Raw genomic sequence first — 18,839 nt, 5'->3', positions numbered from 1 at the left:
TCAGGCCTTGCGGAGGTTCCGCAGGACGAACTGCATGATGCCGCCGTTGCGGTAGTAGTTCGCCTCACCGGGGGTGTCGATGCGGACGACCGCGTCGAACTCGACGTCGCCGGCCTTGACCTTGACGGTCTTCGGCGTGCGGCCCTCGTTGAGCTCGGTGATGCCGGTGATGGAGAACTCCTCCTCACCGGTCAGGCCGAGGCTCTCGGCGGTCTGACCCTCGGGGAACTGCAGCGGGATGACGCCCATGCCGATCAGGTTCGAGCGGTGGATGCGCTCGTAGGACTCGGCGATGACGGCCTTGACGCCCAGCAGCGAGGTGCCCTTGGCGGCCCAGTCGCGCGAGGAGCCGGAGCCGTACTCCTTGCCCGCGAGGACGACCAGCGGGGTGCCCGCGGCGATGTAGTTCTCCGAGGCCTCGAAGACGGTGGTCACGTCGCCACCGTTGGTGAAGTCGCGGGTGAAGCCGCCCTCGGTGCCCGGCGCCAGCTGGTTGCGCAGCCGGATGTTCGCGAACGTGCCGCGGATCATCACCTCGTGGTTGCCGCGGCGCGAGCCGTAGGAGTTGAAGTCCCGCTGGCCGACGCCGTGCTCGGCGAGGTACTTGCCCGCGGGCGAGTCCTTCTTGATCGCACCGGCCGGGCTGATGTGGTCGGTGGTGACCGAGTCGCCGAGCTTGAGGAGCACGCGGGCGCCCTCGATGTCGGTGACGGCCACGGGCTCGTCGGGCATGCCCTCGAAGTACGGGGGCTTGCGGACGTAGGTGGACTCCGCGTCCCACTCGAAGGTGTCGCCCTCGGGCGTGGGGAGCGACTGCCACCGCTCGTCGCCGGCGAACACGTCGGAGTACGACGAGCCGAACATGTCGGACGTGATCGACTCGCCGATCACCCGCTCGACCTCCTGCGGGGAGGGCCAGATGTCCTTCATGAACACGTCGTTGCCGTCGGTGTCCTGGCCCAGCGGGTCGTTGAACAGGTCGACGTCCATGGAGCCGGCGAGCGCGTAGGCGACGACCAGCGGCGGGGACGCGAGGTAGTTCATCTTCACGTCGGGGTTGATCCGACCCTCGAAGTTCCGGTTGCCCGAGAGCACCGAGACGACCGCGAGGTCCTTCTCGTTGATCGCGGCGGAGACCTCGGGGATGAGCGGGCCGGAGTTGCCAATGCAGGTGGTGCAGCCGTAGCCGACGAGGTTGAAGCCCAGCTTGTCGAGGTACGGCGTGAGGCCGGCGCGCTCGTAGTAGTCGGAGACCACCTGCGAGCCGGGGGCCAGCGTCGTCTTGACCCAGGGCTTGGTGGACAGGCCCTTCTCGACGGCCTTCTTCGCCAGCAGGGCGGCGCCGATCATGACCGACGGGTTCGAGGTGTTGGTGCACGAGGTGATCGCGGCGATCGTGACGGCGCCGTGGTCGAGCTCGAACTCGCGACCGTCCTCGAGGGTCACCCGGACCGGGTTGCTCGGGCGGCCGTCGGCGTTGGCCGCCGCGGAGTGCCAGTCGGCCGGGGCGTCGGCGGCGTCGTGGCCGTCGCCGTTCCCGTTGGTGGCCGGCGGGTCGGAGGACGGGAACGACTCGGCCGAGGCCTCGTCGGCACCGGTGGTGACGCCGTACGGCTGGTCGTTCTGCGGGACGCCGGGCTTGCGGTCCTCGCCACCGGTCTCGTCGGCGGTGACGTAGTCGGCCAGCGCGACGCGGAACGCCTCGCGGGCGTCGGACAGCGCGACACGGTCCTGCGGGCGCTTCGGGCCGGCGAGCGACGGGACGACCGTGGAGAGGTCGAGCTCGAGCTTCTCGGAGTAGCGCGGCTCGGCGTCCGGGTCGTGCCAGAGGCCCTGCTCCTTGGCGTAGGCCTCGACCAGCTTCAGCTGCTCCTCGGGGCGACCGGTGAGCTTGAGGTAGTCGATGGTCTGGTCGTCGATCGGGAAGACCGCGATGGTCGAGCCGAACTCCGGGCTCATGTTGCCGATCGTGGCGCGGTTGGCCAGCGGCAGCGCGGAGACGCCGGGGCCGTAGAACTCCACGAACTTGCCGACGACGCCGTGCTTGCGCAGCATCTCGGTGATCGTGAGGACCAGGTCGGTGGCGGTCGAGCCCTCGGGCAGGTCGCCGTTGAGCTTGAAGCCGACCACGCGCGGGATCAGCATGGAGACCGGCTGGCCGAGCATCGCGGCCTCGGCCTCGATGCCGCCGACGCCCCAGCCGACCACGCCGATGCCGTTGACCATCGTGGTGTGGGAGTCGGTGCCGACGCAGGTGTCGGGGTAGGCGACGCCGTCGCGCACCATGACGGTGCGGGCCAGGTGCTCGATGTTGACCTGGTGGACGATGCCGGTGCCCGGGGGGACGACCTTGAAGTCGTCGAAGGCGCCCTGGCCCCAGCGCAGGAACTGGTAGCGCTCGCGGTTGCGCTCGTACTCGATCTCGACGTTGCGCTCGAAGGACTCGGGCGTGCCGAAGACGTCGGCGATCACCGAGTGGTCGATGACCATCTCGGCGGGCGCGAGCGGGTTGATCCGCGACGGGTCGCCGCCGAGCTCGGCCATGGCCTCGCGCATCGTGGCGAGGTCGACCACGCACGGCACGCCGGTGAAGTCCTGCATGATCACGCGCGCCGGCGTGAACTGGATCTCCTTGTCCGGGTGCGCGTCGGCATCCCAGCCCGCGAGGGCCTTGATGTCGTCGGCGGTGATGTCGGCACCGTCCTCGGTGCGCAGCAGGTTCTCGAGCAGGACCTTGAGGCTGAACGGCAACGTCTCGACGTCCAGTCCCTCCCCCGTCACCGCGTCGAGGCGGTAGATCTCGTAGGACTGTCCGTCCACGTCCAGGGTGCTCTTGGCACCGAAGCTGTCCTGACTGGCCACTGCTGACTCTCCTCGTGACGTCCGTGGTGCTCTACGTGCGACCGTGCGGGCCGCCGGCGGGCTCTCGCCATACTGCCGCTGCGCCGGGGGCCGGTGAAAGGAAGGTTCCCCTTATCCGGGTGGCTGACCCGCACGTCGGATCCGGTCGGGATCTCTTGACGTCAAGATACACGATGTCGAGGGGTCATTCACGTACGAGCAGCGCGACGCACTCCACGTGGTGGGTCATCGGGAACAGGTCGAACGCGCGGAGGGTCTCCAGGCGGTAGCCGTGCTCGGCGAAGACGGCGGTGTCGCGGGCCAGCGCGGCCGGGTCGCAGGCGACGTACGCCACGGCGCGCGGGGTGCGGGCGACCACCTGCTCGACGACGGGCCGCCGCGCCCCCTCGCGGGGCGGGTCGAGGACCACCAGGTCCCAGTGGCCGTCGTACGCCGCCGCGAGCACCTCGTCGACGCCTCCGGCGGAGACGTCGGCACCCGGGCAGTTGGTCGCGGCGTGGCCCGCCGCGGTGGGGTCACCCTCGATCGCGGCCACCCGACCACCGTCCCCGACGGCCTCGCCGAGGAAGCGGGCGAAGAGGCCCACACCGGCGTACAGGTCGAGCACCGACTCCCCCGCCCGCGGCTGCAGCAGCCCCAGGACGGTGTCCACGAGCACCCGCGGCGCGCCTGGGTGGACCTGCCAGAAGCCGTCGGCGGCGACCTGGAACGCCTGGGTCGAGCCGGCGGCGGCGACCTGCTCGGTCACCGTGCCCGGGCGCGGCTCACGGGCGTCGGGGTGGGCGATGCGGCAGTCGTCGACGACGACGACCTCGCGTGAGCGGTGCTTGCGCAGGCCACGGGCGCCGTCGGGCAGCCGGACGTACTGCTGCCGGGTGCGCCAGCGCAGGCCGGCGACCTGCTCGGGCAGGTCGCCCTCGACCGCCTCGACGGTGACCGCGAGGTCGAGGCCGGCGAGCCGGCGCAGCTGCTCGGCGACCACCTCGGCCTTCAGGTCGCGCTGGCGCCCGAGGTCGACGTGCTGGAAGTCGCAGCCGCCGCAGCGACCGGGGCGCGCGTAGGGGCAGGGAGGGACGACCCGGTCCGGCGAGGCCTCGAGGACCTCGACGACGTCGCCGCGCCAGAAGCGGTCGCCCACGGTGCCCTCGGTCAGCTCGAGCACGACCCGCTCCCCGGGGATCGCGTGCCGCGTGAAGACCACCCGGGTCTCGACGGGCTCGACCGACGGGTCGGTCGTCACCCGGACGATGCAGTGACCGCCGTGGGCGACCGGCCCGACGACCGCCTCGAAGCGGCGACCCACCACGGACGCGCCGCGGGCCTGCTTCTGCCGGGGCGCGGGCCGGCCCTGCCGCCGCTGCGGCGGCCGGGGGCTCATCGCTGCACCTGGTGGTCGTCGGAGCGGCGGGAGACCCGGCCGCGCCGGAGGTCACCGGGACGGACCCGCTCGGCCTCGCGACGGTTGCGCTCGCGGGCGATCTCGGAGGAGCGCAGCTGGAAGGGCACGGAGATGACCATGACACCCGGGGTGAAGAGCAGGCGTCCCTTGAGCCGCAGCGCGGTCTGGTTGTGGAGCAGCTGCTCCCACCAGCGGCCGACGACGTACTCGGGGATGTAGACCGCGACGACGCCGCGCGGGTTGGCCTTGCGGATCTCGCCGGCGTACTCGACGACCGGGCGCACCAGCTCGCGGTACGGCGAGTGCAGCACCTTGAGCGGCACCTCGATGCCGCGGTCGTCCCAGTCGGTGAGCAGCCGGGAGGTGGCCTCGGCGTCCACGTCGACGTAGACGCCCTCGAGGACGTTGGGCCGGGTCGCCTTGGCGAAGGCGAGCGCGCGCAGCGTCGGCTTGTGCAGCTTGGAGACCAGCACGATCGCGTGGACGCGGGTCGGCAGCGCCTTGTCCTCGTCGTCGGCGGCGAGCTCCTCGGCCACCTGGTCGTAGTGGCCGCGGATGGCTCGCATGAGGAGGAAGAACGCGCCCATCGCCAGGATCGTGATCCAGGCGCCCGCGAGGAACTTGGTCGCCAGGATGATGACCAGCACGACGGCGGTGAAGGACAGCCCGACGGTGTTGATGGCCCGCGAGCGGACCATCCGCCGGCGCTCGGCAGGGTCGTGCTCGGTGCGCAGGTGGCGCGTCCAGTGCCGGATCATGCCGAGCTGGCTGAGGTTGAAGGACACGAAGACGCCGACGATGTAGAGCTGGATGAGCCGCGTGGTCTCGGCGTCGAAGGCGTAGATCAGGGCGATCGCCATGACGGCGAGGAACACGATGCCGTTGCTGTAGGCCAGCCGGTCGCCGCGCGAGCCGAACGCGCGCGGCGCGAAGCCGTCCTTGGCCAGGATCGAGCCGAGCACCGGGAAGCCGTTGAAGGCGGTGTTGGCGGCGAGCACCAGGATGATGCCGGTGACGGTGACGACGAGGTAGAACGCCGGCGAGAACTCCTGGAAGACCGCCCGGGCGATCTGCGCGATCACCGCGTGCTGCTCGTAGTCGGCGCCGACGGGCTGACCGTCCTGCATCAGCCGGTCGAGGTCGTGGGGGTCGACGTAGCGGATGCCCATCTGCCGGGCGAGCACGATGACGCTGACCATCATCGAGATCGCGATCAGGCCGAGCAGCAGCAGCGTCGTGGCGGCGTTCTTGCTCTTGGGCCGGCGGAAGGCGGGCACGCCGTTCGAGATCGCCTCGACGCCGGTCAGCGCCGCGCACCCCGACGAGAAGGCGCGCGCGAGCAGGATCAGCAGGCCGATCGTGGTGAGCGGCTCGTCGAGCCCCGGCTCGGGCTCGATGGTCAGGCCCGCCGACTCCACGTCGGGCAGGTCGCCCATAGCGAGGCGGACCAGCCCGAAGGCGCACATGCCGAGGATGGCCACCATGAAGAGGTAGGTGGGGACCGCGAAGAACGTGCCGGACTCCCGGATGCCGCGCAGGTTCATCGCCATCAGCGCGAGCACCGCGATGGCCGCCACCGTCGGCTCGTGGCCGATGAGCGGCGGGATCGCCGCGGCGGCGTACTGCGCGCCCGAGGAGATCGAGACCGCCACCGTGAGCACGTAGTCCACCAGCAGCGCGCTGCCGACGGTCATGCCCGCGGTGCGGCCGAGGTTGACCGTTGCCACCTCGTAGTCGCCGCCGCCCGAGGGGTAGGCGTGCACGGTCTGCCGGTACGACGCCACGACGACCGCCATCACCAGCGCGACGGCGAGCGCGATCTTCCACGACCACACGTACGCCGACGCCCCCGCGAGGGAGAGCATGATGAAGACCTCGTCCGGGGCGTACGCGACCGACGACAGCGCATCGCTGGCGAAGACCGGCAGCGCGATCCGCTTGGGCAGGAGCGTCTCGCCCAGCTGCGAGCTCCTCAGCTTGCGCCCCAGCAGGATCCGCTTGGAGACGTCCCCGACACTCACGGGCGGCAACGGTACCTCTCGACGGGCTTCCCCGATGCTTCGCGGCGGAGCGCGGGTACGGTTCCCCCGTGCACGTCGTGATCATGGGCTGCGGCCGAGTCGGCTCCACCCTCGCCCGCAGCCTCGAGGACCGCAACCACACGGTCTCCGTCATCGACAGCGAGCCCGACGCGTTCCGCCGTCTGGGGCCCGGCTTCAACGGTGACAAGGTCGCCGGCGTGGGCTTCGACCAGGAGGTCCTGGAGAAGGCCGGCATCCGTCGCGCCGACGCCTTCGCCGCGGTCTCCTCGGGCGACAACTCCAACATCATCGCCGCGCGTGTCGCGCGGGAGACGTTCGGCATCCAGCAGGTCGTGGCCCGCATCTACGACCCGGGCCGGGCCGAGGTCTACCAGCGGCTCGGCATCACCACGGTCGCGACGGTGAAGTGGACCGCCGACCAGGTGCTCCGCCGCCTGCTGCCGGCCGGCGCGGAGCCGGACTTCCGCGACCCCTCGGGGACGATCCGCGTGGACCACGTGCCGGTGCCGGAGGTGTGGGTCGGCCACCGCACGGTCCACTTCCAGGAGCAGACCGGCAGCCGCATCGCGTGGATCGACCGGCTCGGCGAGGGCATGCTGCCCAAGCGCGAGACCGTGATCCAGGAGGGCGACCTGATCCACCTCGTCGTCCGCGAGGAGAACGCCGAGACCGCCATGAGGGTCATCAAGCGCGGACCGCAGGAGGACTGAGCAGTGCGCGTCGCCATCGCCGGAGCCGGAGCCGTCGGCCGCTCCATCGCCCGAGAGCTGATCCACAACGGCCACGAGGTCCTGCTGATCGACAAGAACCCGGACTCGATCCGGCCCGAGCGCGTCCCCGACGCCGAGTGGCTGCTCGCCGACTCCTGCGAGCTCTCCTCGCTGGAGGAGGCGCGGATGGACCGCTGCGACGTCGTCATCGCCGCGACCGGGGACGACAAGGTCAACCTCGTGACCTCCCTGCTGGCCAAGACCGAGTTCGGCGTGCCGCGGACCGTCGGCCGCGTCAACCACCCGAACAACGAGTGGCTCTTCACCGAGGCGTGGGGGGTCGACGTGAACGTGTCGACCCCGCGGATCATGTCCGCGCTCGTCGAGGAGGCGGTCACGGTCGGCGACCTGGTGCGGCTGTTCACCTTCCGCCAGGGCAACGCCAACCTGGTCGAGATGACGCTCCCGTCCGACTCGCCGTACGTCGGCAAGCCGAGCGGGCTGATCCCGCTGCCGGACAACTGCGCCCTGGTCACGATCCTGCGGGACGGCCAGGTCTACGTGCCGAACGCCGAGCAGCCGGTCGAGTCGGGCGACGAGCTCCTGTTCGTGGTGCCCGCCGAGGGCGAGGACGCCCTGGAGCGGCTGCTCGCCCCCTCCAACCACGGCGGCTGACGCGCGGCGCGGGCGCGGCTCCCGCCCGCCGTCGCGAACTACAGGCCCGTAGTTCGCCGGATCCGCTTGTCGTGTGACGGGTGTGACTGGTGTGATCTACCGGCGACGGCGTCCCGGCCGTCCGACGAGGGGCGCCCCACCGCCCCAGCAGGAGGCAGTGATGACGGCTCAGGACCAGGCGCGACGGCTGCGGGACGTGTGGCGTCCCGCGCCGACCGGACCGCTGACGAGGTCGCTGACGAGGTCGCTGACGAGGTCGCTGACGGCCGGAACGGCAGCCCTGCTCCTCGGGATCGGGCTGGCCGCGCCGGCCACCGCCGCCGCTCCCACGACCCAGGCGACCCCGACGAGCCAGGCCACGGTCCCCGTCACGGTGCCGGCCGAGCCGGTCACGAGCGCGCCGTTCCGCGCCTTCACCTTCAACGTCTGCCACTGCCTGGGGCCGGCCAAGGCCATGGCCGACGTACGTCGCGCGCTGACCCTCGGCGACGCGGGCGGCCTCCAGGAGTTCTCCGACGCCGAGGACCGTCGCAACCTGATGAGCGTGCTGCAGGCGGCCGACTGGGGCTGGTACATGCCGACCACCGGCGGCGGGGCGATCCCGATCATCTGGGACCGGGCCCGCTTCCGGCTGCTCGACGGCCGGACGATCAAGGTCCACGGGTCGGAGCCGGGCGTCACCCCCGCCCGCTACATCAACTCGGTGCGGCTGCGCGAGATCGCCACGGGCGAGGTCTTCGGGCTGATCAACACCCACACGATCGCCCAGGCGTCGAAGGACGCCCGGCTCTCGGACATGCGCCGCATCCCCCGCCTGCGCAAGCACCTGCAGCTGCTGCGCGCCGAGATCGAGCACATGTTCACGACGACCGAGCACGTGTTCGCGGGCGGTGACCTGAACGTCAACTACCTCGCCGACCGTCGACGCCGCAACGCGGGCCTGCCGACCAGCGCCCTCGGCGCGCTCGTCCGCTTCGACATGCCGCTGACCGGCTCCCGCGGGCCGACGTCGCTGCTGGACTACACGATGACCGTGCGCGACGCCGGCGGCCTGGCGCCCACCAGCCGCCGCGTGGTGCGTGGCTTCGCCTCCGACCACGACCCGGTCGTCGTGACCTACCAGCCGGCGTCGCTGCTGACCGACGGGCCGGTCTTCAACGACCCGTCCGGCACGCCCGCCGAGCAGACGGCCGTGCGCGACCGCCAGCTCCGCGCGATCCGGAACGCCGAGCCCGGCGACCTCGTCCGGCTCGCCACCGCCCGGCTGACCGACCCGCTCCTCGAGGCGGCCCTCGCCGGCGCCGCGGCCGAGGGCGTCGCCGTGCGGGTCGTCGCCGGCGGCACGAGCGACAGCCTCGCGCGCCTCCAGACCGCCCTCGGCACCGGCACCGCGGACGACACCGACCCCACGTCGTACGCGCTGGTCTGCGGCACGGAGCGCCTGGGCGGCGGGCGCCACGAGCTCGAGGTGATCACGGTCGACCGGCTGGCGCGCACCACTCCCCTCACCGTCGTGGGCAGCGCCCCGGCGAGCCCCGCGAGCACCACCGGTTGGACGACGGCGTTCCTGTCGACCGACCCGGCGACCCACGCGGCGTACACCGCCGAGGTCGACCGCCTGGCGGCCGCCGCGGGCGTGGCCCTGCCTCCCACCACCCCGACCGACCCCACCACCCCGACCGACCCCACCACCCCGACCGACCCCACCACCCCGACCGCACCGGCGGCCGGGACCGGCGCCTCCCCCGCGCAGGGCGACCCCGTCGTCGACGCCCTCGCGGGTGTCGGGTGCGGCGGCACCCAGGCACCGACCGTGGTGCGCGCGGTCGTGCGGTCCTGGGCCGGCGAGCGGGGGCGGGTCATCGCCGACCGGCTCGCCGAGCTGCGCCGCGCCGGCTGCGACGTCTCGACGGTGACCGGCCCCGGTGTCCTCAGCGGCGTGCGCCAGCGCCTGACCGCTGCCGGCGTCCCCGTGGCCGTCGCCAAGGTGGCGCAGACCAGCCTGGTCGTCTCCGGACGGTACGGCGGCGCCGACGGCGCGAGCAGGGCCTGGGTCGGCGGCCCGGTGTGGACCGACAGCGCCGCGACCAGCAGCGCGCTCACGCTCGAGGTGAGCGACCCCGCGGCCGTGCAGGCCTACCTCGACGCCTTCACGGACCTGCGCGCGACCCGCTGAGCGGTCCGGCGGCCACCGCCGGCCGGTTCGAGGGGTCCGCTCCTCCCCCGCTGCCGCCGACCGCGCTGGGTACCGCACGTCCGTGGACGTGAGCTGGGTGACCTTCGTCGGCGTGGCGCTGCTGGCCTACCTCGTGCCGGGGCCCGACTTCGTCGTGATCCTCCGGGCGGCCACCCGGGGCCGGCGGCTCGGGGTGGCGGCGGCACTGGGGGCCCAGCTCGGGCTCTGCGTGCACGTCCTGCTGTCGGTGGTCGGCCTGTCGGTGCTCCTGTCGCGGCACCCGGACCTCCTCACGACGGTGCGGGTGCTCGGCGGCCTGTACCTGCTCTACCTCGCCGGCCGCCTGGTCGTCCCGACCTTCCGGGGAGCGGCGCCCGCGGGGAGCGCCGAGCAGCCGAGGACCGACGCACCGCACGCCGACCGGTCCAGCTTCCTCCAGGGCTTCCTGACCAACCTGCTGAACCCCAAGGCCGTGCTGTTCTTCGCCGCCGTGCTGCCGCAGTTCGTCTCCGGCCCGGCCCCGACCTGGGTGCAGGTCAGCGTGCTGGGCGCCCTGGACGTGCTCCTCGGCCTGGTGGCCTGGGCCGCCGTGGTGCTCGTCGGCGCGAGGCTCGGCGGGCTGCTCCGCCGCGACCGCGTCCGGCGGTGGTGGGACCGCACCACCGGCGCCGGGCTCGGCCTGCTCGGCGGCGGCCTCCTCGCGACCCGGGACTGATCCAGGACCGACCCAGGACGACCCCGCGGCGTACGCCCGTCAGGCGGTCGGGCGCACCGGCGTGCGGTCGCGGCCCAGCACCCACGCCATCGCCGCGAGCGCGGCGAGCTGGAGCGGCCAGCCGAGGGCGATCTTCAGCACGCCCAGCGCGGCGACCACGGTGTCGACGTCCATCGCGTCCCCGTGGCCGGCCAGCCACAGCGGGGCCTGGACGACGACGCGCAGGAAGCAGGGCAGGACCAGGAGCCAGGTCAGCGTGCTGCAGAGGCGGACCACCTGCCGGTCCTCGTGCCAGGCGGTCGGGTCGCCGGTGACGCTGCCGACCATGAAGCCGACCAGTGGCCACCCCACCAGGCAGGTCAGGGCCAGCACGACGGTGTAGCCGCCGTTGTAGAGGATGCCGGGCAGGAAGTACGCGAGCGCCTGGTCGTCCTCGCTGCCGCCGCGGCTCGCGGCGATCCGGACGAAGAGCCAGCCGATGCCGATGCCGAACAGCGCGTTGGCCGCGAACTGCACCGTCGAGCGCTGCACCAGCCGCACCACCAGGGCCGCGACCGCCGCGGCCACGCTCACCGCGAGGGCGAGCACGAGCTCGCGGGTGGTCAGCCACAGCAGGGTGAACAGGATGGTCGGGACCGCTGCCTCGACCATGCCGCGGCGGCCGCCGAGCGCCTTGGCGAGCTGGGCGCGGACGACCGACTCGACGGTCTCGACCGTGGGCTGCGGCTCGGGTGCCCGCTCGGGCTGGTCCGTCGGGTGGCCCGTCGTCACGGCAGCAGCTCGTAGCGCGGGTTGTACATCATCCGCACCCCGTCGTGGGTGCCGATCCTGCCCTGCACGTCGATCGAGCGGCCCGGCGTGATGCCGGCGATCTGCCGACGGCCCAGCCACACGACGGTGATGACGCCGGAGCCGTCGAACAGGTCCGCCTCGAGGGCGGGGACCCCGCCCCGGGGACGCAGCGTGACCGTGCGCAGCGTGCCGCGCAGGTGCACCCGCTCGCGCTCGGGCGCGGCGGCGATCGTCGCGCAGTCCGGCGCGGCGTAGGTCTTGCGGAGGTCGCGCGCGTGCTGGTCGCTGGTGTCGGCCCAGCGCGACAGGCTGCGGCGCAGCCTGCTCATCCGAGCCGCCTCGCGCCCTCGGGCATGGTCACGGGGAGCGGCTCGCCGGGCGGGACCGCACCCTCGCCGCGGCGCACGGCGATCGTGGTGATGACGTCCTCCCACTCCTCGTACACCTCGGGGTCCACGGCGGGCCGGCCGATCAGCGTGGCGCGCAGCAGCCAGCGGGGGCCGTTGACGCCGATGATCCGCGAGGGCTGCACCACGCGCTGGCCGTCGGGGCGCGTCACGGGCAGCTGGCAGGCCAGCTCGGTGCCGAACCGGCCCTCGACCTCGGTCGCCGTGCCGCCGCGCTGGCCCATCTCGGCCACGATCCGCGGTCGCAGCTCGCTCCAGAGGTCCCCGTTGCGCTGGGCGGCGAAGGCGCGCAGCTCCAACGCACCGTCCTCGCCGGTCAGGAGCACCGCCTGCACCTCGCCGGTGCTCTCGTCGACCTGCAGCCGCAGCTCACGGCCCGACGAGGCGCCGATCAGGAGCGACCCGAGGTCGACCCGCTCGCCGTCCCCGGGCGGGAGCTCGGAGACGTCGTACGGCCCGGCGGGCGCGAGGGGCTCCCCGCCCCCCGCGGCGCTGTCGGCCGGACCGCCCTCGGGCGTGGACTCGGCGGACTTGCGGCGGAACTTCACGAGCTTCTCCCTCGACTGGCCATCACACGACGCGGCGCAGCCCGGTCACGGACGACCGAACCCTCCAGTAGAACCGTAACCTCCGGTCCCGCGCTCGGAGTCAGGCAGGACGTCGACCTCCACGAAGGCCGCGCTCTCGAAGCGCTGCACCACCAGCTGGGCGACGCGGTCGCCGCGGCGCAGCTCGACCGGCTCGCTGGGGTCGAGGTTGACCAGGAGCACCTTCACCTCGCCCCGGTAGCCCGCGTCGATGGTGCCGGGGGCGTTGACGATGGAGACGCCGTGCCTGGCGGCGAGCCCGGACCGCGGGTGCACCAGGCCGACGTACCCCTCAGGCAGGGCGAGCGCGATGCCCGTCGGGACCAGCGCCCGCTCCCCCGGCGCGAGGACCACGTCGACGGTAGTGAGCAGGTCGGCGCCGGCGTCGCCGGGGTGGGCGTACGCCGGCAGCGGCAGGCCGGGGTCGAGCCGGACGACCTGGATCTCCAGGCGGGGTTGCGAGGCGGTCACGCCCGGACCCTAGAACAGGCGCGCCACGCCGGGGATGGGAGGCTGTACCCCGTGCCAGCGCCCGTCCCCGCCACTCCCGCCGACCACCACGAGCGGCTCGGCGTGCCCTTGCGCTGGTGGGTCCAGTCGACGATGTTCGTGGCGACACTCTGGCTCGCCCTCGTGGTCGCGGTCCCCGGCGTCGTCGCCTGGAGCATCACCGCCGTGATCCTCCTGCTGATGGCCGCGCTGCTCGTCGGGTACGGCGCGCCGCGGGTCGTCGTGGCCGACGGCGAGCTGCGCGCCGGCCGCGCCCGCATCGGCGCGGAGCACCTGGGCGGGGCCCGGGCGCTCGACGCGGGCGAGACCAAGCGGGTCGCCGGCCCGGAGGCGGACGCCCGCGCCTACCTGCTGCTGCGGCCCTACCTCAAGCGCGCGGTCAAGGTCGAGGTGACCGACCCGGCCGACCCGGCGCCGTACTGGCTGATCAGCTCGCGCCGCCCCGACGAGCTGGCCGCCGCGGTCGAGTCGATGCGCACGGCCCGGCACGGCGACATGTCCGCGTGAGCGGCTGGGTACTGTCGCGCCATGGCATCTGACTCCTCCAAGGTGTGGTCGGTCTTCTCCCTCGTCTCGGCCCTCGGCGCGGCCGCGCTGGCCAAGAAGGGGCTGGACCGGACCTGGCGCGTGGCGACCGGCAAGAAGCCGCCCGAGAACCCGGCCGACCCCGATGTCGAGCTGCGCGAGGCGGTCGCGTGGGCGATCGCCAGCGGCATCGCCGTCGGCCTGGCGCGGATGCTGGCCCAGCGCCGGGCTGCGTCGTACTACGCCCGCTCCACCGGCCACCTGCCGCCGGAGCTGCGCAAGGACGACCAGTAGCAGGACGCCTGCCGGGCGGCGCGGAGCACCACCGCCGTCCCCCAGGATGCAGAGAGGCCCGCGACCAGGTGGTCGCGGGCCTTCGCATCGTGCGCTGCGTCAGACGCAGTCGCGGCAGATCATCTTCTTCTCGTCGGCCAGCTGGCTGCGGTGGTGCACCAGGAAGCAGCTCATGCAGGTGAACTCGTCGTCCTGCTTGGGCTTCACCTCGACGGCGAGCTCCTCGTGCGACAGGTCGGCGCCGGGGAGCTCGAAGGACTCGGCGGCCTCCGCCTCGTCCTCGTCGACCTTGCCGGAGTTCTTGTCGTGGCGACGCGCCTTGAGCTCCTCGATCGACTCCTCGGACTGCTCTTCCTCGTTCTTGCGCGGTGCGTCGTAGTCCGTCGCCATGCGTCGCTCACTCCCCTCGGGCTCGATGTGCCGCCGACGGCGCCAGATTCTGCACGACCGGCCGGCGGTTGCCCACACCGTTCGGCGGGGCGTGTCCGGAACGTCGGCTGTCGGTGCCCTATTCCCCCGCTGTCAACCGGCGGCGGGCCCGGCGGCGGACCCCGCGGCGTAGCCCGCGTCGACCACCGCGGCGAGCAGCTCGTCGAACCCGTGGGCGGGCGCGCAGACCATCAGGTCACGGCCGCCGACGCCGGTGAGCAGCGCCGTCCGGGCACCCGCGGCGCGGGCGACGAGGGCCCCCGCGGCGTGGTCCCACAGGTGCACGCCCTCCTCGACGTACCCGTCGAGCGAGCCCTCCGCCACGTGGCACAGGTCCAGGGCGCAGGACCCGAGCCGGCGTACGTCGCGCACGCGCGGCAGGAGGCGGACGAGCGCGCGCGCCTGGAGCTCGCGCAGGCCGCTGTCGTAGGAGAAGCCGGTCCCCACGAGCCGGCGCGCCAGCGGGGTGGGCCCCGCGACGGCGATCGGTGAGCCGTCCCGGGTCGCCACGGCGGTGCCGTCGTCGGCCACGTGCGCGGCGTACTCGGTGCCGGTCGCGGCGTTGACCACGACCCCCGCGACCACCTCGGTGCCGTCGGGCCCGGCGACCTCCGCGGCGATGGACACGGCGTACTGCGGGAGGCCGTAGAGGAAGTTGACGGTCCCGTCGATCGGGTCGACGACCCAGCGCACCCCGCTGGTGCCGGCGACGTCGTCGCCCTCCTCGCCCAGGACCGCGTCGTCGGGCCGCCGCTCGAGCAGGAGGGAGCGGACCAGCGCCTCGCTGGCCCGGTCGGCCTCGGTGACCACGTCGACCTCGCTGCTCTTGGTCGCCGCGACGCCGACACCGAGGGCGGCGTGCTCGCGCACCAGCACCACCGCCGCCCGGGCGGCCTCGAGGGCGAGGTCGCGCAGCTGTGCTGCCGGGGGCGGGTTCACTGGTCGATCGGCTCGCGCTCGCCGGTCAGCGTCGGCCTGGCGCCGCGCGGGTTGGCGCAGCAGCCCACCGGGCAGCGGTCCCACATCGGTCCGGTTGTGCCCACCGCGTTGCGGACCACCTCCTCGCCCCGCTCGACCGCGGCGCGCTCGACCAGCAGGTCGCGGACGGCCCGGACGAAGCGGGGGTCGGTCCCGGCGGTCCCGGCGCGGCGGGCCGGCAGGCCGAGCTCCTCGGCCGTCGCCATGGCCTCGGTGTCGAGGTCGTAGATGACCTCCATGTGGTCGGAGACGAAGCCGACCGGGACCATCACCACCGCGGGGGCGCCCTGCTCCTTGAGCGCGGCGAGGTGGTCGTTGACGTCCGGCTCGAGCCACGGGACGTGCGGGGCGCCCGAGCGCGAGCAGTAGACGAGCTCGTGGGGGTGGTCGCGGCCGGTCTCCTCGCGGACCCGGTCGGTGACGACGGAGGCGACGTCGAGGTGCTGGCGGACGTAGGCGCCGCCACCCTGGTCCGGGGGCCCGCTGAGGTCGTTCATCTGGGTGGGGATCGAGTGCGTGACGAACGCCAGGTGTGCCCCGTCGCGCAGGTCCTCGGGCAGCTCGGCCAGCGCGGCGAGGGTCGCGTCGACGACCGGCTCCACGAAGCCGGGGTGGTTGAAGTAGTGGCGCAGCTTGTCCAGCTTCGGCGCCGGGGACCCCCCGGGCAGGGCGGCCACGGCGTCGTGGAGGTTCTCCCGGTACTGCCGGCAGCTGGACCAGGATGAGTAGGCGCTGGTCATGAAGCACGCCGCGCGCTGCACCCCGTCGGCCGCCATCTGCGCGAGGGTGTCGGTCAGGTAGGGGTCCCAGTTGCGGTTGCCCCAGTAGACCGGGATGTCCAGGCCGGCCTCGGCGAGGTCGGCGCGCAGGCCCCGGAGGAAGGCCCGGTTCTGGTCGTTGATCGGGGACTTGCCGCCGAACAGGTAGTAGTGCTCGCCGACCTGCTCGAGGCGCTCGCGCGGGATGCCCCGGCCGCGGGTCACGTTCTCCAGGAAGGGGACCACGTCCTCGGGGGCCTCCGGGCCACCGAAGGACACGAGGAGGAGGGCGTCGTACGGCGTCGGGTCGGAGGCGGCAGCAGGGCTGGACATGGCCTCATCGTATGGATCGTGGCCTGACGCCCGGCGATTGGTGGGGGCTCCCCGGGCCGTCCTACGTTGTGCCCGCCATGACCGCTCTCGCCCGCTACCGCCGGATCCTCTCGCGGCCCGGTGCCGCCCTCTTCTCGGCCACCGGGCTGGTCGCGCGCCTGCCGATCTCGATGGTCGGCCTCGGCATCGTGCTGCTCGTGGAGTCCTCCACCGGGTCCTACGGCGTCGCGGGTGCGGTGTCGGCGGCGTACATGGTCGCCAACGCGGTCCTCGCGATCGTCCAGGGCCGGCTGCTCGACGCCGTCGGCCAGGCGCGCGTGCTCGCGACCGCCACCCTCGTCTTCGGTGCCGCCATGGTGCTGCTGATCACCTCGGTGGAGGCCGACTGGCCGATCGGCGCGACGTACCTCGCCGCCGCCCTCGCCGGCGGGTCGCTGCCCCAGATCGGCTCGTGCGTGCGCGCGCGCTGGTCGTGGGTGCTGGATCAGCCGAGCGACAAGCAGACGGCGTACGCGCTGGAGGCGGTCGCCGACGAGGCGGTCTTCATCCTCGGGCCGATCCTGGTCACCCTGCTCGCGACCACGGTCGACCCGGTCGCGGGCCTGGCGGTGGCCATCGTCGCCGGGGTCGGCGGCAGCCTCTTCTTCGCCTCCCAGCACGCCACCGAGCCACCGGCGCGCCGCCACGACCGCAGCACGGGCGCCCGGCCGCCCCTGCCGTGGCGGACGATCGCGCCCCTGGCGGTCGTGAGCGCGGCGATGGGCGTGCTGTTCGGTGCCGCCGAGGTCACCACGGTCGCCTTCTCCGAGGCGCAGGGCAACGAGGCGTACGCCGGCGGGCTGCTCGCCCTGTGGGCGCTGGGCAGCCTGGTGGCCGGCTTCGTCACCGGCGCCGTCACCTGGCGCAGCGGGCCGGTGGTGCGGGTGCGCTGGGGCGCGTTCGCGATGGCGTGCGCGATGGCGCCGCTCTTCCTCGTCGACTCGGTGTGGGTGATGGGCGCGGTGCTGCTCGCCGGTGGCGTGGCGATCGCACCCACCCTCGTCGCGACGATGTCCCTCACCGAGCAGTCGGTCCCCTCCGCGCGCCTCACCGAGGGCATGGCGATCATGCAGACCGGCCTGGTCGCCGGTGTCGCGCCCGGCGCCACCGTCAGCGGCTTCGTGGTCGACCACTCCGGTGCGTCGGCGGCGTACCTCGTCTGCCTCGTCGCCGGCCTGGTCGCCGCGCTCGCCGCGCAGGCGATCCCGTCGGGGGCCGCTCGCGCCGACCGGCCCCGGGAGCCGTCCGACGCGGGATAGGTTGCGCCCGTGGAGTGGAGCAACTGGTCGGGGCTGGAGAGCGCACGGCCGAGCCGGGTCGTGCGCCCGGGGAGCGTCGCCGCCGTCGTGGCGGAGGTCGAGCGGGCGCGCGCCCGCCGCAGCACGGTGAAGATGGTCGGCACCGGCCACTCCTTCACCGCGGTTGCGGCGCCCGAGGAGACGATGCTGGTGCCCTCGGGCATGACCGGGATCGTGTCGGTCGACCGCGAGGCGATGACCGTCACCGCCCTGGCCGGCACCCGGCTGCAGGACCTCAACGAGGGCCTCGAGCTGCTCGGCCTCAGCCTGCACAACATGGGCGACATCGCCGAGCAGACCATCGCCGGCGCCGTCTCGACCGGCACCCACGGCACCGGCGGCATCGCGGGCGGGCTGGCCGCCCAGCTGGCGGGCCTCGAGCTGGTCACCGGCACCGGGGAGCTGCTGCGCGCGAGCGCCGATGAGAACCCCGACGTGCTCGAGACCGCCCGGGTCGGGCTGGGGGCGCTCGGGATCCTCACCACGCTGACGTTCCGGGTCGAGCCGCTCTTCCTCCTCGAGGCACGCGAGGAGCCGATGGCGTGGGACGCCGCGCTCGCGGCGTACGACGAGATGACGGCGTCCAGCCACCACGTCGACCTCTACTGGTTCCCCCACACCGACCGGACGCTGGTCAAGCGCAACGACCGGCTCGCCGCGCCGCCCGACGAGGCCGAGCCGCTGCCCCGCTGGCGCGCCTGGCTCGACGACGACTTTCTCTCCAACCAGCTCTTCGGCGTGCTCGCCGCGGGCGCCAACCGCGTCCCCGGGGTGATCCCCCGCATGAACCAGCTCAGCGCCCGCGCCCTCGGCGCCCGGACCTACAGCGACGTCGCGCACCGGGTGTTCGTCTCGCCGCGGCACGTGGTCTTCAAGGAGATGGAGTACGCCGTGCCGCGCGCGGACGGCCTCGAGGTGTTGCGCGAGTGCCGGCGGGTCGTCGAGGCCGCGGACGTGACGGTCAGCTTCCCCGTCGAGGTGCGCTCCACCCCCGCCGACGACGTCCCCCTCTCCACCGCGTCCGGGCGGGACTCGTTGTACCTGGCCTTCCACACCCACCGCGGCGCCGACCACCGTCGCTACTTCGGCCTCGTGGAGCCGGTCCTGCGCGCCGCCGGGGGCCGCCCGCACTGGGGAAAGGTGCACTCGATGACCGCCGACGACCTCGCCGGGGTCTACCCGCGCTTCGGCGACTTCCTCGCCCTGCGCGAGCGCCTCGACCCCGAGCGGGTTTTCGCCAACGCCTACCTGCGGCGGGTGCTGGGCGCCTGACGTCGGGCCGGCCGCGCCGTCGGCGGTCGGCCGAGCAC

General features: G+C 73.4%; 18 protein-coding genes. 8 read left to right on the top strand and 10 right to left on the bottom strand.

Annotated elements, in window-relative coordinates:
• The 3 genes from AB0N29_RS05080 to AB0N29_RS05070 all read right to left on the bottom strand — a co-directional run bounded on the left by AB0N29_RS05080 (position 1) and on the right by AB0N29_RS05070 (position 6,282).
• A complete protein-coding gene (locus AB0N29_RS05080) occupies positions 1-2,862 on the bottom strand; it encodes an aconitate hydratase (protein WP_302270945.1) in 2,862 nt (953 codons plus the stop codon).
• A gap of 184 nt (positions 2,863-3,046) precedes the next feature.
• The gene (locus tag AB0N29_RS05075) at positions 3,047-4,240 is read right to left on the bottom strand and encodes a class I SAM-dependent RNA methyltransferase (protein ID WP_364864605.1); all 1,194 of its coding nucleotides are present in this window, start codon (positions 4,238-4,240) and stop codon (positions 3,047-3,049) included.
• A complete protein-coding gene (locus tag AB0N29_RS05070) occupies positions 4,237-6,282 on the bottom strand; it encodes an APC family permease (protein WP_302270943.1) in 2,046 nt (681 codons plus the stop codon). The genes AB0N29_RS05075 and AB0N29_RS05070 overlap by 4 nt, the downstream gene beginning before the upstream one ends.
• A gap of 68 nt (positions 6,283-6,350) precedes the next feature.
• On the opposite strand from AB0N29_RS05070, the gene AB0N29_RS05065 reads away from it, so the two are divergent.
• The 4 genes from AB0N29_RS05065 (at position 6,351) to AB0N29_RS05050 (ending at position 10,579) form a co-directional block, all read left to right on the top strand.
• On the top strand, positions 6,351-7,013 hold the full coding sequence (locus tag AB0N29_RS05065) for a TrkA family potassium uptake protein (RefSeq protein ID WP_302270942.1): 663 nt from the start codon (positions 6,351-6,353) through the stop codon (positions 7,011-7,013).
• Positions 7,014-7,016: 3 nt separating this feature from the next.
• A complete protein-coding gene (locus AB0N29_RS05060; RefSeq protein WP_364864602.1) occupies positions 7,017-7,688 on the top strand; it encodes a TrkA family potassium uptake protein in 672 nt (223 codons plus the stop codon).
• 160 nt (positions 7,689-7,848) lie between these two features.
• Entirely contained in the window at positions 7,849-9,864 is a 2,016-nt protein-coding gene (locus tag AB0N29_RS05055) for an endonuclease/exonuclease/phosphatase family protein (protein ID WP_364864600.1), read from the top strand.
• A gap of 82 nt (positions 9,865-9,946) precedes the next feature.
• Positions 9,947-10,579: a LysE family translocator gene (locus AB0N29_RS05050; RefSeq protein ID WP_364864598.1), complete on the top strand. Its 633-nt coding sequence runs from the start codon at positions 9,947-9,949 to the stop codon at positions 10,577-10,579.
• A 39-nt stretch (positions 10,580-10,618) separates the two neighbouring features.
• Here the strand turns inward: AB0N29_RS05050 and AB0N29_RS05045 are convergent, their stop codons facing one another.
• From AB0N29_RS05045 to dut, 4 genes are read right to left on the bottom strand one after another with little or no spacing between them, the layout of a single operon-like run.
• Positions 10,619-11,350: a DUF3159 domain-containing protein gene (locus AB0N29_RS05045; protein ID WP_302270938.1), complete on the bottom strand. Its 732-nt coding sequence runs from the start codon at positions 11,348-11,350 to the stop codon at positions 10,619-10,621.
• A complete protein-coding gene (locus AB0N29_RS05040) occupies positions 11,347-11,700 on the bottom strand; it encodes an OB-fold nucleic acid binding domain-containing protein (protein WP_302270937.1) in 354 nt (117 codons plus the stop codon). Before AB0N29_RS05040 ends, AB0N29_RS05045 begins: the two co-directional genes overlap by 4 nt.
• Entirely contained in the window at positions 11,697-12,326 is a 630-nt protein-coding gene (locus AB0N29_RS05035; RefSeq protein ID WP_302270936.1) for a DUF3710 domain-containing protein, read from the bottom strand. Before AB0N29_RS05035 ends, AB0N29_RS05040 begins: the two co-directional genes overlap by 4 nt.
• A 45-nt stretch (positions 12,327-12,371) precedes the next feature.
• Positions 12,372-12,836 (bottom strand): dUTP diphosphatase, encoded by a 465-nt coding sequence (gene dut / locus AB0N29_RS05030; protein ID WP_364864595.1) that lies wholly within the window; start codon positions 12,834-12,836, stop codon positions 12,372-12,374.
• A gap of 51 nt (positions 12,837-12,887) precedes the next feature.
• Between dut and AB0N29_RS05025 the strand changes: the two genes are divergently transcribed.
• Together AB0N29_RS05025 and AB0N29_RS05020 are read left to right on the top strand one after the other, a co-directional pair.
• The gene (locus tag AB0N29_RS05025; RefSeq protein ID WP_364864593.1) at positions 12,888-13,382 is read left to right on the top strand and encodes a DUF3093 domain-containing protein; all 495 of its coding nucleotides are present in this window, start codon (positions 12,888-12,890) and stop codon (positions 13,380-13,382) included.
• A 21-nt stretch (positions 13,383-13,403) separates the two neighbouring features.
• On the top strand, positions 13,404-13,694 hold the full coding sequence (locus AB0N29_RS05020; protein ID WP_302270933.1) for a DUF4235 domain-containing protein: 291 nt from the start codon (positions 13,404-13,406) through the stop codon (positions 13,692-13,694).
• Positions 13,695-13,793: 99 nt separating this feature from the next.
• Here AB0N29_RS05020 and AB0N29_RS05015 read toward each other — a convergent pair whose 3' ends face one another.
• From AB0N29_RS05015 to AB0N29_RS05005, 3 genes are all read right to left on the bottom strand, one after another.
• Entirely contained in the window at positions 13,794-14,084 is a 291-nt protein-coding gene (locus AB0N29_RS05015; protein WP_154611873.1) for a DUF4193 domain-containing protein, read from the bottom strand.
• Between the two features lie 132 nt (positions 14,085-14,216).
• A complete protein-coding gene (locus tag AB0N29_RS05010) occupies positions 14,217-15,062 on the bottom strand; it encodes an inositol monophosphatase family protein (RefSeq protein ID WP_364864590.1) in 846 nt (281 codons plus the stop codon).
• Positions 15,059-16,192 carry a ferrochelatase gene (locus tag AB0N29_RS05005; RefSeq protein ID WP_364864588.1) on the bottom strand — a complete coding sequence of 378 codons (1,134 nt, stop codon included), beginning with the start codon at positions 16,190-16,192 and terminating at the stop codon, positions 15,059-15,061. The genes AB0N29_RS05010 and AB0N29_RS05005 overlap by 4 nt, the downstream gene beginning before the upstream one ends.
• Before the next feature lie 77 nt (positions 16,193-16,269).
• Here AB0N29_RS05005 and AB0N29_RS05000 point away from each other — a divergent pair, with 77 nt between their 5' ends.
• Both AB0N29_RS05000 and AB0N29_RS04995 read left to right on the top strand, forming a co-directional pair.
• A complete protein-coding gene (locus AB0N29_RS05000; protein WP_302270927.1) occupies positions 16,270-17,490 on the top strand; it encodes an MFS transporter in 1,221 nt (406 codons plus the stop codon).
• Between the two features lie 9 nt (positions 17,491-17,499).
• Positions 17,500-18,801, top strand: a complete 1,302-nt coding sequence (locus AB0N29_RS04995) for a D-arabinono-1,4-lactone oxidase (RefSeq protein WP_364864585.1) — start codon at positions 17,500-17,502, stop codon at positions 18,799-18,801.
• The last annotated feature ends 38 nt before the right edge of the window (positions 18,802-18,839 follow it).

Source organism: Nocardioides sp. NPDC092400 (genome assembly GCF_040684155.1).
In the GTDB taxonomy this organism is placed as follows: domain Bacteria; phylum Actinomycetota; class Actinomycetes; order Propionibacteriales; family Nocardioidaceae; genus Nocardioides.
Note: the sequence above shows the minus strand (reverse complement) of the source record. Positions and strands in the feature narration are given on the sequence as shown.

Coding starts and splice junctions, on each gene's coding strand:
- AB0N29_RS05075 (WP_364864605.1), bottom strand. CDS start 4,240: ATGAGCCCCCGGCCGCCGCAGCGGCGGCAGGGCCGGCCCGCGCCCCGG.
- AB0N29_RS05055 (WP_364864600.1), top strand. CDS start 7,849: ATGACGGCTCAGGACCAGGCGCGACGGCTGCGGGACGTGTGGCGTCCC.
- AB0N29_RS05040 (WP_302270937.1), bottom strand. CDS start 11,700: ATGAGCAGGCTGCGCCGCAGCCTGTCGCGCTGGGCCGACACCAGCGAC.
- AB0N29_RS05020 (WP_302270933.1), top strand. CDS start 13,404: ATGGCATCTGACTCCTCCAAGGTGTGGTCGGTCTTCTCCCTCGTCTCG.
- AB0N29_RS05015 (WP_154611873.1), bottom strand. CDS start 14,084: ATGGCGACGGACTACGACGCACCGCGCAAGAACGAGGAAGAGCAGTCC.
- AB0N29_RS05005 (WP_364864588.1), bottom strand. CDS start 16,192: ATGTCCAGCCCTGCTGCCGCCTCCGACCCGACGCCGTACGACGCCCTC.
- AB0N29_RS05000 (WP_302270927.1), top strand. CDS start 16,270: ATGACCGCTCTCGCCCGCTACCGCCGGATCCTCTCGCGGCCCGGTGCC.